This window comes from Vibrio sp. R10-SG3-ISO10 (assembly GCF_059834185.1).
This window is the reverse complement of sequence record NZ_JCBDHG010000017.1, coordinates 186,175-202,519: the sequence shown is the minus strand read 5'-3', so window position 1 is coordinate 202,519 and position 16,345 is coordinate 186,175. Positions and strand designations below refer to the sequence as shown.

Genomic DNA, 16,345 nt, shown 5'->3' with positions numbered 1-16,345 from the left:
CTTTTTGCTTCTATTGGTTTAGAAAAGGTATCTGAGAGATATGCCTCCCTCATTGGTGGTTGCACTACCTTTGATTCTTGCGGTTTCAAAATCACCGTCGCGATGGGTATAAAAAGCACCAACCGTAAATCGCTCTGCAAACTGATAATCTGCTCTTACGTTAAACAGCGTTTCTTCAAGCAGATCTGTGTAATTAAACTCTCCTCGCCCTGCTAACTCCCATTTCTCAGTCAGCGCATATTTGAGCTCTAAACTTGCGCCAATCGAAGGTTTACTATCGCTAAATAGCTTTTCTTCGGTACTATCGAGAGTCTGTTTTGCCCATAAGTAGCCTAATTTCGCTGTCGCGATAACATCGAGCTTTTCCATAAGTGGATAACGATAGGCAACGCCTGGTAGCAGTGTATATAGCTCAGTAGTGACATCTTGCGGATGTATAAATCTTGCCGTGTAGTCGAGCGTAAATAGAATGTTTTCGCTCCATACATAGTTACCACCCACAGCTAGGGCAGTCGCATTGTTATCACTGCCTAAGCTTTCATTCAGCGACCCTGAGCTTAAATCTGCGTAGAAGAAATCATAGTTTAGTTCGTTTATTTTATTGGTTTCTGCGGCATGCACCGAGCTAGCAAAGAGTAAAGGGGCTAATATCCAACGGTACTTCAATTCCATTACGACCTCTTAAGTCCATATACTGCACAAATTAACGGCGTCAAACTTTCCTATATCGAGGCAAGAATAGCGGCCAGTTTCCCTTACCAGAATCCACGTCAGATACTGGATATGTGATTTATATTGATAAGAAAATATAGAACAAGTAACCGTCAAGTTACTGAATAAATTGTGAGAATTATGATCTTGTACGAATTCAAATGCTCAGATAGCGAAAAAGATCTCATGTGAGATCTTTTTCCGATACGTATGGACAATAGAGACTAGTGATGGATTGTTGAAAAAATAGTCTTACTACAGTCTGATAATGAGCTCGTCTTGGGACAAGAGCGTGATATCTGCTTTGGATTTGGTTTTCAGTCGTTCGAGTAGCTCTACATCCAACTCGTAAGGCATAACGAGCTTGAGCTCTTCTACCCCTTCACTCTTTGCTAACTGAAGCAGCGTAGCAATATTTGATTCATCACTACGATTCGCCGATAGCGATTTCATAGCTTGATCCCACAAGCGATCTTCAACCGATAGCGTCTCTTTTATCGTATTCTTCCAAGCAAGGCTGAATATCGGAGCAAACGTGCTCATCGCTTCCAAGAAAGTCCATTTCTTACTACAAGAAGCACCGAGAAAAGAAGTATAGTCGAATACAACACTTGTCTTGCCTAGATGTTCCATATCATCCCCCGTAATATCGGCAACACAGTGTACTCAATATCCTAGATCAAACTGGTTATAGCAATAGGATATAAAACAATGGTCTTTTATACCCTAATTCTGTTTTAAAAAGCTATATAAAAACCAATGCGGTAACAAAATGTGTACAATAAAATGATATAAGGAACCGGTTGCTTAATATTTTAGATACCAAATAATATCTTGTTCCCTAAATACTATTTTATATCAACAATCTTGCTCGCTTTTTTGTACTGAATTCTCCAACCCTTCCAACTCGGTAGCTCCCAACGTTTTGGATACCCTTTACGCAGTCCATCGCGGTGTATGACATAAATCAGCTTTTTCTTAGCGTGGTATTCAACATCGAGATTAAGATCACCCAATGCGAGTTCAAAAGGGTATGCACTGGCGAAGTCTTCATACTCCCAATATGGAATGCCTTCGAAGGTAAAGTCCTCTGCGCTAAAAAGCTCAAGCTCGCTGACATCATCCAACTCAAGTAAGCTAAGCTGCTCTGTAAACCAACTTTCAAAGTTTAGCTCATCAACCTTATCATTCGATGTCCCAAGCCCTAGCGCGATATAAAGTTTCCAGTGCTCAATTTGCTTGTGACGAGTTTCTGCAAACCCAGGTAGTAATTGATTAGCAATGACGGCTTCAAGCATGGGCTGAATGGCAAGTTCACCTTGAGCTATTTCATGTCGAGTGGCAATGACTCTTCCCGCATAGTTCAATCTCATCTCGACCATTGGCTGTGCATCAACCGTTACCACATCCCCCTGCTGCCACTCACCTAAGCCAATCTTACTAAGCGCGTTCAGTGCAATAGGCATAGTGAAGGTGGCTAAATTAAGGGTTTGCTTCACTCCCCTGCCCGGCAAACTATGAGTATCGAGGACAAGTGCGGCTTCAAATTTGTTTGGAAAACGAGTTTCTCTACCCAGCACTACTTCCATCACACCATTACCCATTGCTTCTCTTCGTTTCAATCTTCGCACAAAAACGAGCTCTGGATGCAGGCGAGCAATTGCCTCAACCAGTTCTTGATGTGAATATCGAGAAGCAACACTGAGCTGAGGTAATTCAAACACTTCTCGCATTTGGGCAGAAAGGGCCTTTGCTTCCTTTGCGACATCTGCGTCAACCTTAATTCCAGAGAACTGGTCCCCCCTAAGGATTCCGATTGCCAGTTGTGCATCGCAGCCCAAAGGCTCGTCTTTCTCTAACGTTTCTCTTTCTTCTTCATTGCTAGATAAGCGATACAAGTTGGCTGGCGTAGCCAATACAGAGGTGAGATCAACCATCGCCTCTTGGAGAGGTTTAGAAGGCATTCGAGTCACTAAATCGGCGTACAGAGCATCAATTGGTAATGGATAAATCCGTTGGCCATGCGTAGTGGCAGTCCCCGCTTCGTTGATTGCCCCCATTGCAGTGAGCATTTCATTCGCTTGGTTAAGAGAGCGCTCAGGCAATAATTCCAAGAAATTTAGCTGTGCTAACGCCTTACCGCAACTTGCTGACGCGAGCATTGCTTCGGTTAATGACTCTCGATGCATCTCCGGCGGCGTTACTTCCGATAAAGCGGCGTGTTCACCATATAAGCGGATACAGATACCATCCATAACTCGCCCCGCGCGCCCACTACGCTGCTTTGCACTGGCTTTGGAGATATGCTTTAAACTTAGAGCGGTTCGCCCATTACGCTGTTCTGTTCTTCGTTCTAATCCAGAGTCAATGACCGCTACTATGTTGGGGATAGTCAGTGACGTCTCCGCAACATTGGTCGCCAAGACGACTTTTTTATAGGCTTGTGTATTCAGTGCGACTTCTCGCTGCTCATCGGTAACCGACGCATGGAGCGGGACAGCCATCAAGCCTTCGATTCCTGCCAACTTACCCTGACATTGACTGATCTCTTTTCTACCCGGAAGAAACACCAAAATGTCACCGTCAACATCACTAAGCGTCAACACTTCTTGCTTTACTTTTTCATCAAGGTTTCTCGCATCAGGAAGCTGCCTTGAGTCGCCTGCTCGATGCCCTATTGAGACATTGAAGTTACGCCCCTCAGCATACATACGCTTCGCGCCGATGTAATTGGCAAGTTTTTCGCCCTCAATGGTGGCGGAAGTGACGACTAATCTGTGTGTCTGGCTATCTTTAAGCAAAGCGACCAACAAATCGGTATCCCAGCGTCGCTCATGGAATTCATCGACGATAACCGTATCAAAGTCCTCCAGCTTGTTCTCAGAAAACCAACGCAACGCCACACCGGGCGTCACAAACACGACTTGCGTGTTTTCATCAAAGCGGCTCTCCAGCTTAATCGCATAACCGACTGACTGTCCCAGAGGCTGATTACTTTGCTCAGAGAGAAACTGAGCCAATGAGGTACAAGCGATACGTCTTGGCTCGATCACCAGAACCCTGCCTTGATGCGCCGCCCAAATGGGTAAACGCGTCGACTTACCCGATCCTGTCTCTGCTTCTACGATGAGATGATGAGCGGAAAGCTGGGACAAAAATTCGGTTTTCAGGGTATCTATGGGTAGGCTAGTCATGATTTACGCGTGGGTAGTGCTAAAGCATGAAATTATATACGCAATCTTTGCCAGAATGCAGGAATATTCAGTTTACAATACGACAACGAATCCCTATCATTTTTATGTTCCTGTTCCCAAAGGTCTGTTGACCCTAACACCCTACTAAGGCATGTGATGAATAACGATAAACGCCCTCTATATATCCAATATGCAGGCCCTGCGCTTCTCAGTACTCCTCTTCTTAACAAAGGCAGTGCTTTCTCAGCTGAGGAAAGAAGCTCATTCAACCTTGAAGGTCTGCTACCAGAAAACACTGAAACTATTCAGGAACAAGTGGAACGCGCTTACCAACAATATCGTAACTTCGAAAGCGATATGGATAAGCACATCTACCTACGCAACATCCAAGACACAAACGAAACACTTTTCTACCGCCTTGTTCAGAACCACATCTCTGAGATGATGCCAATCATCTATACGCCGACCGTTGGTGCAGCTTGTGAAAACTTCTCGAACATCTACCGCCGTGGCCGTGGCCTTTTTGTCTCTTACGCTAACCGCGATCGCATTGATGACATTTTGAACAACGCTTCAAGTCACAACGTGAAGGTTATCGTAGTGACAGACGGTGAGCGAATTCTTGGTTTAGGCGACCAAGGTATCGGTGGTATGGGTATTCCGATTGGTAAGCTCGCGCTTTACACCGCCTGTGGTGGTATTAGCCCAGCTTACACACTGCCAATCGTACTCGATGTGGGCACGAATAACCCGCAACGTCTTGCTGACCCAATGTACATGGGCTGGCGCCATCCGCGTATTACTGGCGCAGAGTACGATGCATTCTTAGAAGAATTCATGCAGGCTGTTCAGCGCCGTTGGCCTGACGCGCTCATTCAGTTCGAGGACTTCGCACAGAAAAACGCAATGCCGCTACTAGAGCGTTACAAAGATCGTTTCTGCTGTTTCAATGATGACATTCAAGGTACAGCGGCAGTGACTGTAGGTTCGCTACTTGCGGCTTGTCAGGCTGCAGGAAGCAAGCTTTCTGAACAGCGTGTCACTTTCTTAGGTGCGGGCTCTGCTGGTTGTGGTATTGCTGAAGCCATCATTGCTCAAATGGTTTCGGAAGGCATTAGCGATGCGCAAGCACGTTCGCAAGTCTTCATGGTTGACCGTTGGGGTCTGCTGCAAGAAGGCATGCCTAACCTGCTCGACTTCCAACAACGTTTGGTACAGAAGCATTCAAACACGGCAGATTGGGAAGCAGAAGGTAACGGCTACTCACTTCTTGATGTCATGCGCAATGCTAAACCAACGGTTCTTGTTGGCGTATCTGGTGCACCAGGTCTGTTTAGCGAAGACGTAATCAAAGAGATGCACAAACACTGCGCTCGCCCAATCGTATTCCCGCTATCTAACCCAACAAGCCGTGTGGAAGCGACACCTAACGACATTATTCGTTGGACTAACGGTGAAGCTCTGGTTGCTACAGGTAGTCCATTCGATCCTGTGGTACATGACGGTAAGACCTACCCTATCGCACAATGTAACAACAGTTACATCTTCCCAGGTATCGGTTTAGGTGTATTGGCGGTTCAAGCTAAACGCGTGACTGACGAGATGCTTATGGAATCTAGCCGTGCCCTAGCAACATGTTCGCCATTAGCGATTAATGGTCAGGGCGCTCTATTACCGCCACTAGAAGCGATTCATTCTGTTTCTAAGAAGATTGCTTTTGCGGTTGCTAAAAAAGCGATTGAGCAAGGCGTCGCACTTGAGATCACAGACGAAGCGCTAGAAGAAGCGATTGATGCTTCATTCTGGCAACCTGTTTATCGCCGTTACAAGCGCACCGCTTTCTAAACGCACTGTTTATTCAAAACCCAGCACACGCTGGGTTTTTTTATTCCTGCCACAAAGATCTCATGACGACAGACTGCACTGCCTTACACGCCAGCTTCATGATATCGTTACTCAATCGATGACATTCACATTAGTTTTCATGGAATACCTAGACCTTATGGGTGGATACCTACGCCCCTATCTGACAGAAATTTCGACGGCTTTAATCGCATGCATTTTGGTCATGGCAGGTGGAGAAATTAACGCATTACTGAGGAGATTGTTAAGAAACACCAACTTTGCCCTCAGAACTGTTGCGTTTGTCTTGATTAACGCATTTGGTTACGGCTTAATCATTGTCAAAGCAACACCTTACCTATCTCGGACACTGCGTGGTCTAGAGGCTGGCATCATGTTTTCCATCGTATTGTTTTGCTTTATTTTTATAGGTCTATGGGCGCAGCGGAATCGACAAATTTAGTGCGAAGATTATTTCACCACGAAACCAGACAACACACTTGGCTTAAGCTGGCGCTAAGAGCGTTAGCGTGGCTGCCAGTCGCGTTAGCGATCCTTGCCGTGTCTTTATTCGCAATTGATCGATGGGTCTCTTACCAAGCCAGAGACCAGCTATTTACCGACACCGAACAGATCGAGTCTTTTGATGTTGCGGTTGTTCTGGGAACCAGCAAGTATTTAGGCAAAATTCTCAATGAGTATTACACCCATCGTATCGACGCGGCGATAGAACTGTATCAGCAAGGCAAGGTGGACAACTTTCTTCTGAGTGGCGATAACGCGCATCGCTCTTACAATGAACCTTGGACGATGAAACGTGACTTGCTAAGAGCAGAGGTACCCGAAGAGAGCATTTTTTTAGATTATGCGGGGTTTAGAACTTTGGACTCCGTTGTTCGAGCAAAAGAAATTTTTGATACCAATAACTTCCTAATCATTTCTCAAAAGTTTCATTGCGAGAGAGCGATATTTATCGCCAATTCACACAATATTGATGCGAAATGTTTTGCGGTTGCAGGGCCTTCGAAACACTCTGGATTTCAGGTCAGAATGAGAGAAGTATTTGCGCGCGCAAAAGCGGTTCTGGACATCTATATTACCAATGCGAAACCAAAGTTTCTCGGTCCTAAGGAACCTATCTTGATCGAACAACTTCCTGAACCCGAAGCAAAACCAGAGTTAGCCGAACAACCTTTGATTAGTCAGTCTGAGAGCTGACCACAACCTGGTTTCTTCCTTGTCGCTTCGCCAAATACAAAGCTTCATCGGCACGAGTGATCATTGCGTTGGTGCGCTCCCTAGAGCGAGAAGCAACCCCTATACTGGTTGTCAGCGGGTCCCCATGTACCCAGATATGAGACTCAATTCGATGTCGGATTCGTTCCGCGAGCTCAGATGCCTCTTCCAAATTCAATCCAGGGCAAAAAACCACGAACTCTTCTCCCCCCCAACGGACGAGGCGTTCACTTGGACTAAGCATACTTAATATCACCATGGTGAACTCTCGCAGAATATCGTCACCCATCGCGTGTCCATATTTGTCATTGACGTCCTTAAAGTGGTCAATATCAAGGTATAGCGCCGCTAATGCCTTCTCGCGTCCTAATTTTCCTTCAAAATGCTTCTCTAGCCACTCCCGAATGGAGTGACGATTCATAGCCCCTGTCAGTGCGTCGCGATTTGCCAATTCTGCAAAGTGGATATTCTGCTCTTGTAACTCTTTGTTTAGTTTGCGAAGGTGTTCCTGTCTAAAATGAGACTGAAGAATCAGGTGGTGGCTACGTTTTATCTCCACAATACTGTATACAAGCGCTAGCGAAACCCAAAATACCAGCAAGGCCAACATGAGTGTTTCACCATCAATATAGTTTCCGATGAATTCGATGCTCTTGATAGTCATCTTGTACTCACCAGTAAAATGACCCGAGCCAGTCGCTAACTCCAACTTAGTCACGTTTGTGAACTCCGGTGCAGAATGAGCAATTGGTATCTGGTTATCCGCTAACCACCACGTTAACACCTGCAAATTAGCAATCGGGATCTCAATGATTCCGTTTCCTACCCCAGGGGAGTATGCCAGCCCATTGTATTTTTGCGTGTATTCATCCTCAGCAGAAGAGTACGCTGGATTAAAGTTGCGAAGGTAAAAGCGTAGCGTAGGTTCAGTGGCGCTATCGAGTTGCTCAAAGTCAATATTCAATCTAACCGTATGGTAGTTTTTTAAGTTGATACCTTGCTGCATGGTGTCACCAAGTTGTATTGATACACCGCAATAAGGCCAAGGGTAAGCATCTGATTTATCTAACTTACAATTTAATACCACTTCAGATTCAGATAGCTCCAAACTTGCGGTACTGACGCCCCCTAAATCTTGGTCGTCTGTGGCCAAAAAGGTAAACTGACTGGGGAAAATTTTAAAGACGTGACCACCTCCGTGCATCCAATATAACTGCACAACCAATATGGTCACAACGACCATGAAAAAGGTGACCTTATGAACAACTTTCAATACTAGAATCCAACCAATTATTGTGCTGAAAAACAGCGAACAGAATACAATACCAATTAATAATACGACTTTGGTTCCATTTTATCGCGTTTTGGGTATATGACAGCAGGTAAATATTAGATCTGACTCATAAACTTAGTGCTTATTGACTTAAATATAACCAAACTAAACCACTACAGTTACATTATTGCTTACTGGCATAGATTTGCCCGAGTCTGGGTAAAAACTGCTACAATGGGGGTCTAAAAACAAAGAGGGTTAACCCTCATTAAAGTAAGAGCACTGTCATGTCTTTATTAGCTAAAGGTACGCTAAGTAAAATGCGCGCCTCTCTCGAAAATACGGTTCATTATCGCCTTCCAGTCGGTGACGAATTAGTTGACCTATCCCCTTTCATTGGTAAGAGCATCACACTCACTCATACTGGGAATATCTTTTGTAGTTCTTGTGGTAAAAAAACCAAAAAAAGCTATTCGCAAGGGCACTGCTTTGTTTGTATGAAGAAGCTCGCCAGTTGCGATATGTGCATCATGAAGCCTGAGACGTGTCACTACGATCAGGGGACTTGTCGCGAACCTCAATGGGGAGAGGAAAACTGCATGGTCGACCATTTCGTTTATCTATCAAACACTTCAAGTTTGAAAGTGGGCATCACTCGTCACACCCAGATCCCAACCCGCTGGATCGATCAAGGCGCTACTCAAGGCTTGCCGATTTTCAAAGTGAAGACTCGCCACATTTCAGGCCTTATCGAAGTTGAACTGGCAAAACACATCGCGGATAAAACCAACTGGCGCACCCTGTTAAAAGGTGATGGAGAGCCAATGGCGCTAGAAGAGCGATTTGCTGAACTCTTGCCTTTGGTTGAAGACAAAATTGCTGAAATTAAACAGCTGTACGGTGAAGACGCGATTGAGATCCTAAGTGAGAGTATCACTGCCATTAGCTACCCAGTGGAGCAACACCCTACAAAAATCACTTCTCATAATTTTGACAAAAACCCAGAAGTCACGGGGATTTTACAAGGAATTAAAGGTCAGTACATGATCTTTGATACCGGTGTAATCAATATTCGTAAGTTCACTTCTTATGAAGTGGAAGTCAGCGCTTAAGCACTGCTTAGAAAAAGACCTCCACTTAGGAGGAGGTCTTTTTACTTATTATATTATCTATTGCCCGATAATTATCTTGAGCTCATCGAACAGAATATCCACTTCTTCTAATGTGTTGTAATGCATAAAGCCAATTCGCACTACACCACCACTCGCTTCTAAATCAAGCTGGCGAACCAGCCCAAGTGCGTAGAAATGTCCATTCCAAACACAGATATTTCTTTCTCCGAGCTTCTTAGCAATAAACTCAGGTGAATAGTTATCAAAAGTTAAGGCGAAGGTTGGCGTTCTTAGCTCGCTGTTAGCTTCCAGCTTACCAAACAGATGCACGCCTTCGAGTTCAGATAACCGGCTAAGAAAACGTTCACTAATCGCTGACTCATGCTGATTAAACTGCTTAAATGAGTCGACTAATCTTTCCCTAAGCGAAGCGTTGCTTTTACCCCACTGCGACAGATATTTCACAGCAGCAATTACGCCAGCTAAACCTTCAAAGCTTTGTGTACCCGTTTCGAAGCGCCCCGGACCTTCATCTTTTGCGGGTTCAACTTTGTAAGGTTTCAAACTCTGTAGCCATTTCGGCGCTACGTAGGCAATACCGACATGTGGACCAAAGAACTTGTAAGCAGAGCACGCTAAGAAATCACAGCCAAGCTTTTGCACGTCAACCAAATGATGCGGTGCATAGTGAACAGCGTCTACATAAACCTTAGCACCCACTCGATGCGCGGCTTCGACAACGCGTTGAACGTCAACAATTGAACCAGTTGTATTCGACGCATAGGTCAAAGCAACAAGTACTGTCTTATCATTAATCAGCGAAAGTAAGTGTTCAATATCAAGACCACAGTCACTTTCGTCGACGCGAGCTTGATGAACAACCGCACTTTTATCTTCTGCGGCTTGTTGCCAGCTTGAGACATTCGAGTAATGGTCAAGAGCAGTAACAATCACTTCATCGCCGGCTTGCCAATCTCGGCTGATAGCTCTGCTCAACTGAAAGGTTAATGACGTCATATTTGCGCCAAACACTATGTTGCTGCTTGATTCTGCATTGACCAAGGCTTGAGCATGTTCACGTGCTTGCTTCATTAAATCAGTCGTTTGCTGACTCGAAAAGTAATGACCACCCAAGTTAGAGTTAAAGAAACCCAGATAAGCCTGCATCGCTTCAAGCACAGACTTTGGTACTTGAGAACCGCCAGGGCCATCTAAAAAGATAACTGGCAAATCATTATGTGTTTGACCAAGAGCGCTGAACTGCGCTCTTGCTAAATTAGGAGTGAAGCTCATTCACGCTGTCCTTTGCGGTTAACACAAATACATCCATATGCCCCGCTTCACCCTCAATAACCGAGCGAATTGGTGTCGCATTATGCCAAAGTTTGTCGTCAGCTAGCATGGCGACTTCACCACTATGCAAAGCTTTACGGAAGAATGGAGCTTCATTGAAGCTGCTGTAAACCATGATATCGCCACCCTCAATGTTGTGACGCCCCATGCCTACTACTGCGAGATGTTCAAATCCATCTTGGTGAACACCTTCTGGAGCAACCTGAGTCTCGTCGTAAACAGCCGAGATACGAATTTGGTGAATCTCAATTTCATGACCATCAGTGAGATGATTAGATTGCGCAAATAGCTGACACATTTCACGCATACCGTCACTATTCATGATCGGCTTTTCAATCGGTTCAAACTGGCGAACCACGTTACCCTGAAAGCGATTAATATCATCACTTTGAACGAACTCACTCTTATTTAAATCGACCACGTTGCCATCTTGCAATGTCACTACGGAATAACGTCTTAAACGATACTGGCCATCAGCATGCTCGGTATGAGGTAGTTGAGTAAACGAAGGGGCCAGTTGTGAAATCGCAGCATCACTTAACTTGGTCAGTTGTAGGGTAGTTTCGCGCTGATGTAACATCATCATCTCCTTAATGAATGTACATACCTATAATGTGATTAACATCTTATTCACATTTATTATTTGCGCACTTGTATTGCCAGATCAACTTTATTTAGCATTTCAATCCATCAATTTTTATATTTTGGAATATATAACCATTTATAATTCAATATACAGTGATTAAGTCCAGAATTAAAAAGCTGCAAGTTAAAAAACTAGATGACTTCACTAGAGATAATTAATTTTCTTATCAACATCAATGAGTTATAAACCTTAATACCAAATTAACTGATAACGTTTGCGTTCTAATCTATAACCAATTATTACATTCTCTTCCCTTGCTAACCCTTTAAATGGCCCCATATATTCCATACAATCGAGTCAAATAAATAAGCGTCACCGCTAATGGAGCACAAATGAGCGACGTAAAACATAGCAATCTTTTAATCCTTGGATCTGGTCCTGCTGGCTACACCGCCGCAGTTTATGCTGCCCGCGCAAACTTGAACCCTGTTCTGGTGACAGGTATGCAGCAAGGCGGTCAGTTAACAACAACCACTGAAGTGGAAAACTGGCCTGGCGATCCTGAAGGTTTGACTGGTCCTGGTCTAATGGATCGAATGAAAGAGCATGCTGAGCGCTTTGAAACTGAAATTCTTTTTGATCACATCAATGAAGTTGATTTCAGCCAGCGCCCTTTCCGTCTAAAGGGTGATAGCGGTGATTACACCTGTGATGCGCTTATCATTTCAACCGGCGCCTCAGCTAAGTACTTAGGCCTAGAGTCTGAAGAAGCATTCAAAGGTCGCGGTGTTTCGGCTTGTGCTACTTGTGATGGTTTCTTCTACCGCAACCAAAAAGTTGCCGTTGTTGGTGGTGGTAATACCGCAGTTGAAGAAGCGCTTTACCTATCGAACATTGCTTCCGAAGTTCACTTAATTCACCGTCGTGATAGCTTCCGCGCTGAGAAAATTCTAGTTAAGCGCCTGATGGATAAAGTAGAAAATGGCAACATCATTCTTCATACTGACCGTACTTTGGAAGAAGTCGTCGGTGACGACATGGGTGTGACTGGCGTGCGAATCAAAGATACTCAGTCAGACAATATCGAACAGATTGATGTAATGGGTGCCTTTATCGCCATTGGTCACCAACCAAACACCTCGATCTTTGAAGGTCAGCTAGAGATGAAAGATGGTTACATCATCGTTCAATCCGGCCTAGAAGGTAATGCAACTCAAACGAGTGTACCGGGTGTTTTTGCTGCAGGTGATGTTATGGATCACAACTACCGTCAAGCGATTACTTCTGCCGGTAGTGGCTGTATGGCAGCTCTCGATGCCGAACGTTACCTCGATGCACTTGCTGATAGTAAATAATATTTTTCATTTTTAGCTCAAAACCTTAAAGCCCTGCGGTATTCCCGCGGGGCTTTCTTTTGTATAATGCCCAGTTCTAAAACTTTATAATAATTCTCATTAAGCCTTCACGATGGATAAAAAGAAACAACGCAGCTTGAATCAATGGCTCAAGCAGCAAAGTAAGCTCGCCAAGCGCTGGCTTATGATTGCTGTCGGTCTAGGTGTTCTTTCAAGCATATTCCTTTTAGTTCAGGCCGCTCTGCTTGCAACAATATTGCACCAACTCATTATCGAACATGTCGATAAATATGAATTAGTCCCTTACTTCCTTGGTTTAGTTGCCGTTATCGGTGCTCGTGCTCTTTGTTCATGGGGTCGAGAAATCGCAGGTTTTCGTTGCGGCGAACAGATTCGTGTTTATATCCGCCAGCTTATTCTCGATAAACTGCGTGAACTTGGGCCAGCATACATCAAAGGTAAACCCGCAGGGGCTTGGGCAACCTTGTTGTTAGAACAAGTCGAAGACATGCACGACTTCTTCGCTCGCTATTTACCGCAAATGTCGCTTTCTGTATTAGTGCCATTTGTCATTTTGATCGTTGTTTTTCCGGTCAACTGGGCAGCTGGTTTGATCTTCTTAATTACCGCGCCATTGGTTCCAATGTTTATGGCATTAGTGGGGATGAAAGCCGCTGACGCTAACCGTAAGAACTTTAAAGCACTGCAGCGTTTGTCCGGTCACTTCTATGACCGCCTTCAGTCAATGACAACCATCAGGCTGTTTGACCGAACCGCAGCAGAGACTGAAGTGATGCGCGGCGCATCGGAAGTGTTTAGAGTGCGCACTATGGACGTGCTCAAAATAGCGTTTCTTTCCTCTGCAGTACTTGAGTTCTTTACTTCTATCTCCATTGCGTTGACAGCGGTTTACTTTGGTTTTGCTTTCATTGGAGAACTTAACTTTGGTGACTATGGTGCGGGTGTTACGCTGTTTGCAGGACTATTCATTCTGGTCTTAGCCCCAGAATTTTATCAGCCACTGCGAGACTTAGGCACTTTCTACCATGCAAAACAGCAAGCGGTAGGCGCTGCAGAAAGCATTGTTGAGTTTATCGAAACAGACGTAGAAACCGTTCGCTCAGGTTCGACCAAGCTTGGCGAAACAGATTCCATATCTATCACAGCAACAGATCTCGAAGTTTACTCTCCAGAAGGACAAAAGCTATTGGGTCCAGTAAGCTTTAAGCTTTCTTCCGCGCAAACCACAGCCCTAGTTGGCCCAAGCGGAGCCGGTAAAACGACCCTGATTAACGCAATCTTGGGTTTCTTACCTTACAAAGGGTCTCTAACGATTAACAACATTGAGCGTACTGAGCTCGATCTTGAAAGTTGGCGCGAGAAAATCAGTTGGGTTGGTCAAAACCCACTGCTACTGCACGGCTCAATACGTGACAACATTACGCTTGGTAAAACCAACGTCAGTGATCAAGTCATCAATCAGGCCTTGGAAGAGTCGTTCTCAGCAGAATTTGTGAATCAGCATGGCCTCGACTACGCTGTCTCCGACCGCTCTGGTGGTTTATCGGTAGGACAAGCGCAGCGCCTCGCTTTGGCGCGTGCTATGGTGCAAAACGGCCGCTTCTGGTTGCTTGATGAGCCAACGGCAAGCTTGGATGCTCGAAGCGAGCGTCTTGTGATGCAAGGTTTAGAAAACCAGATCACAGGTAAAACCGCCTTAATGGTTACCCACCAGCTAACACCACTTAAAAATGTCGAACAAATCCTCGTCATGAAAGACGGTCAGATCGTTCAGTCTGGACAATTTGAACATCTCGCTAACTGTGAAGGACTGTTCCAAGAAATGCTTTCTGCCAACCAAGCACTCAACCAAACCAATAAGGGGAACTTAGATGCGTGAATTACTTCCCTACCTAAAACTGTATAAGAAGCACTGGTTTGGTCTTTCACTCGGTATGCTATTGGCGTTTCTAACCTTAGCTGCTTCTATTGGCCTTTTGACTTTATCAGGTTGGTTCTTATCAGCAGCAGCCGTTGCAGGTCTCACCATCGCAAGAGAAACCTTTAACTACATGCTGCCAGGCGCGTTTGTGCGTGGATTTGCTATGGGGCGGACTGCCGGACGTTGGGGTGAGCGTGTGGTTAGCCATAACGCAACTTTTAAGCTGCTTACTGATCTGCGAATCTTTTTCTTTTCTAAGCTAGCACCGCTGATCCCGGGCCGCGTATCTAACCTTCGCGATGCCGATCTACTCAACCGTCTAGTGGCCGATATTGATGCGATGGATCATGTCTACCTAAGGTTGGTAAGTCCAATGGTTGTCGGCACGTTAGGTATCTTAGGTCTTACTGCACTCATTAGCTGGTTTGATGCAGAGCTAGGCTTAACATTAGGCGCTATTCTGTTCGCAATACTACTGACGTGGCCTGTACTGTTTTACAAACTGGGTAAGCGCAACGGTGGTGAACTCACTCAAAACAAAGCCGATTTGCGTATCGCTACCCTTGATTGGTTACAAGGGTACAGTGAACTCACACTGTTTGGTGCAGAAGAACGCTACCGTAATGCAATCCTTGAGACACAACAGAAACTGCTAAAGAATCAGTTCTTTAACGCTCACTTTTCTGGACTTGCACAAGCCTTACTATTGCTAGCTAACGGCTGGACGATTGTGCTAATGCTATGGCTCGCGGCGGACGGTGTCGGCGGCAATACGCCAGATCCTATGATCGCTCTGGTCGCGTTTGCCACAATGGCGAGTGTTGAGCTGTTAATGCCAATCGCTGGCGCGTTCCAACATCTAGGCCAGACTCTGACTTCGGCTCGCAGGCTCAACGATATCACTCAATCTAAACCAGATGTCTGTTTCCCTAAGAAAGAGACAGAGCATGAGCAGCAGTTCTCAATCGAATATAAAGGGGTCTCTTTCCACTACCCTGACGCAAACAATGATGTCGTTAAACGCATCGAGTTAGCGATTCCAGCTCAGCACAGAATTGCGATTGTCGGTCAAACTGGCTCTGGCAAATCGACTCTTCTACAGTTGCTTAACCGCTATTGGGATGTTCAACAAGGCTGCATCGAAATTGCGGGTAAACCAATCCAAGAGTGGAGTGAAAGTCAGCTACGCCAAGCCATTAGCGTTGTGAGCCAACGTGTCGATATTCTTAATGGCTCACTGCGTGACAACCTAGTCATGGCTAAACCACTTACTGAGGACGATGAGCTTGCTCAGGTTCTGTCTAAAGTCGGGCTGGCTAAACTTCTCGACGAGGCAGGTTTAGACACATGGCTTGGCGACGGTGGTAGACAGCTGTCTGGTGGAGAAAAGCGCCGAATTGGTATTGCACGTGCCTTGCTACATAATGCGCCAATCCTATTACTTGATGAGCCTACCGAAGGTTTAGACAAGCAGACAGAACAGCAAATCATGCAATTGTTCGAGGAGCATTTTGTCGGTAAAACGGTGGTGTTTATCACCCACCGTTTAGTCAACTTAGACAAGATGGATTCGATTTGTTTAATAGAGCAAGGTGAGATTGTTGAACATGGCTCTCATCAGCAATTGATAGAGCAGCAAGGTCGCTATTTCGCTCTGAGCCAAACTCTCTAATAGATAAAAATCTTACATAGCCCCGGCCTACAATTACCGTAAGCCGGGGCTTTTTGTATACTTATACAA

13 protein-coding genes are annotated in these 16,345 nt (G+C 45.1%); 7 read left to right on the top strand and 6 right to left on the bottom strand.

The features are described from left to right. Window positions 1-18: 18 nt before the first annotated feature. The 3 genes from AC6R16_RS08960 to AC6R16_RS08950 all read right to left on the bottom strand — a co-directional run bounded on the left by AC6R16_RS08960 (window position 19) and on the right by AC6R16_RS08950 (window position 3,905). Window positions 19-672, bottom strand: coding sequence for an outer membrane beta-barrel protein (locus tag AC6R16_RS08960; protein ID WP_500674177.1), 654 nt, complete (start codon window positions 670-672; stop codon window positions 19-21). A 294-nt stretch (window positions 673-966) separates the two neighbouring features. Continuing rightward, entirely contained in the window at window positions 967-1,344 is a 378-nt protein-coding gene (locus tag AC6R16_RS08955) for a transporter (RefSeq protein ID WP_500641954.1), read from the bottom strand. Between the two features lie 215 nt (window positions 1,345-1,559). Continuing rightward, window positions 1,560-3,905 carry a helicase-related protein gene (locus AC6R16_RS08950; RefSeq protein ID WP_500674176.1) on the bottom strand — a complete coding sequence of 782 codons (2,346 nt, stop codon included), beginning with the start codon at window positions 3,903-3,905 and terminating at the stop codon, window positions 1,560-1,562. Window positions 3,906-4,061: 156 nt separating this feature from the next. Here AC6R16_RS08950 and AC6R16_RS08945 point away from each other — a divergent pair, with 156 nt between their 5' ends. The 3 genes from AC6R16_RS08945 (at window position 4,062) to AC6R16_RS08935 (ending at window position 6,965) form a co-directional block, all read left to right on the top strand. Further along, window positions 4,062-5,750 carry an NAD-dependent malic enzyme gene (locus AC6R16_RS08945; protein ID WP_171321390.1) on the top strand — a complete coding sequence of 563 codons (1,689 nt, stop codon included), beginning with the start codon at window positions 4,062-4,064 and terminating at the stop codon, window positions 5,748-5,750. Between the two features lie 139 nt (window positions 5,751-5,889). After that, window positions 5,890-6,210, top strand: coding sequence for a DUF3392 domain-containing protein (locus AC6R16_RS08940; RefSeq protein ID WP_038197444.1), 321 nt, complete (start codon window positions 5,890-5,892; stop codon window positions 6,208-6,210). Continuing rightward, window positions 6,183-6,965 (top strand): SanA/YdcF family protein, encoded by a 783-nt coding sequence (locus AC6R16_RS08935; protein ID WP_500674175.1) that lies wholly within the window; start codon window positions 6,183-6,185, stop codon window positions 6,963-6,965. Before AC6R16_RS08940 ends, AC6R16_RS08935 begins: the two co-directional genes overlap by 28 nt. Here the strand turns inward: AC6R16_RS08935 and AC6R16_RS08930 are convergent. Beyond that, window positions 6,946-8,226 carry a GGDEF domain-containing protein gene (locus tag AC6R16_RS08930; RefSeq protein ID WP_500674221.1) on the bottom strand — a complete coding sequence of 427 codons (1,281 nt, stop codon included), beginning with the start codon at window positions 8,224-8,226 and terminating at the stop codon, window positions 6,946-6,948. The genes AC6R16_RS08935 and AC6R16_RS08930 overlap by 20 nt on opposite strands. Before the next feature lie 317 nt (window positions 8,227-8,543). Between AC6R16_RS08930 and AC6R16_RS08925 the strand changes: the two genes are divergently transcribed. Further along, window positions 8,544-9,368 (top strand): DUF2797 domain-containing protein, encoded by an 825-nt coding sequence (locus tag AC6R16_RS08925; protein WP_500674174.1) that lies wholly within the window; start codon window positions 8,544-8,546, stop codon window positions 9,366-9,368. Between the two features lie 57 nt (window positions 9,369-9,425). Here the strand turns inward: AC6R16_RS08925 and AC6R16_RS08920 are convergent, their stop codons facing one another. Together AC6R16_RS08920 and AC6R16_RS08915 are read right to left on the bottom strand one after the other, a co-directional pair. Then, window positions 9,426-10,661, bottom strand: coding sequence for a cysteine desulfurase-like protein (locus AC6R16_RS08920; RefSeq protein ID WP_500674173.1), 1,236 nt, complete (start codon window positions 10,659-10,661; stop codon window positions 9,426-9,428). Further along, window positions 10,645-11,301 (bottom strand): 2OG-Fe dioxygenase family protein, encoded by a 657-nt coding sequence (locus tag AC6R16_RS08915; RefSeq protein WP_174329880.1) that lies wholly within the window; start codon window positions 11,299-11,301, stop codon window positions 10,645-10,647. Before AC6R16_RS08915 ends, AC6R16_RS08920 begins: the two co-directional genes overlap by 17 nt. 398 nt (window positions 11,302-11,699) lie before the next feature. On the opposite strand from AC6R16_RS08915, the gene trxB reads away from it, so the two are divergent. From trxB to cydC, 3 genes are all read left to right on the top strand, one after another. After that, on the top strand, window positions 11,700-12,662 hold the full coding sequence (gene trxB / locus AC6R16_RS08910) for a thioredoxin-disulfide reductase (protein ID WP_494504845.1): 963 nt from the start codon (window positions 11,700-11,702) through the stop codon (window positions 12,660-12,662). A 112-nt stretch (window positions 12,663-12,774) separates the two neighbouring features. Further along, a complete protein-coding gene (cydD, locus tag AC6R16_RS08905) occupies window positions 12,775-14,562 on the top strand; it encodes a heme ABC transporter permease/ATP-binding protein CydD (protein ID WP_500674172.1) in 1,788 nt (595 codons plus the stop codon). After that, window positions 14,555-16,276 carry a heme ABC transporter ATP-binding protein/permease CydC gene (gene cydC, locus AC6R16_RS08900; protein WP_500674171.1) on the top strand — a complete coding sequence of 574 codons (1,722 nt, stop codon included), beginning with the start codon at window positions 14,555-14,557 and terminating at the stop codon, window positions 16,274-16,276. The genes cydD and cydC overlap by 8 nt, the downstream gene beginning before the upstream one ends. Window positions 16,277-16,345: the final 69 nt, after the last annotated feature.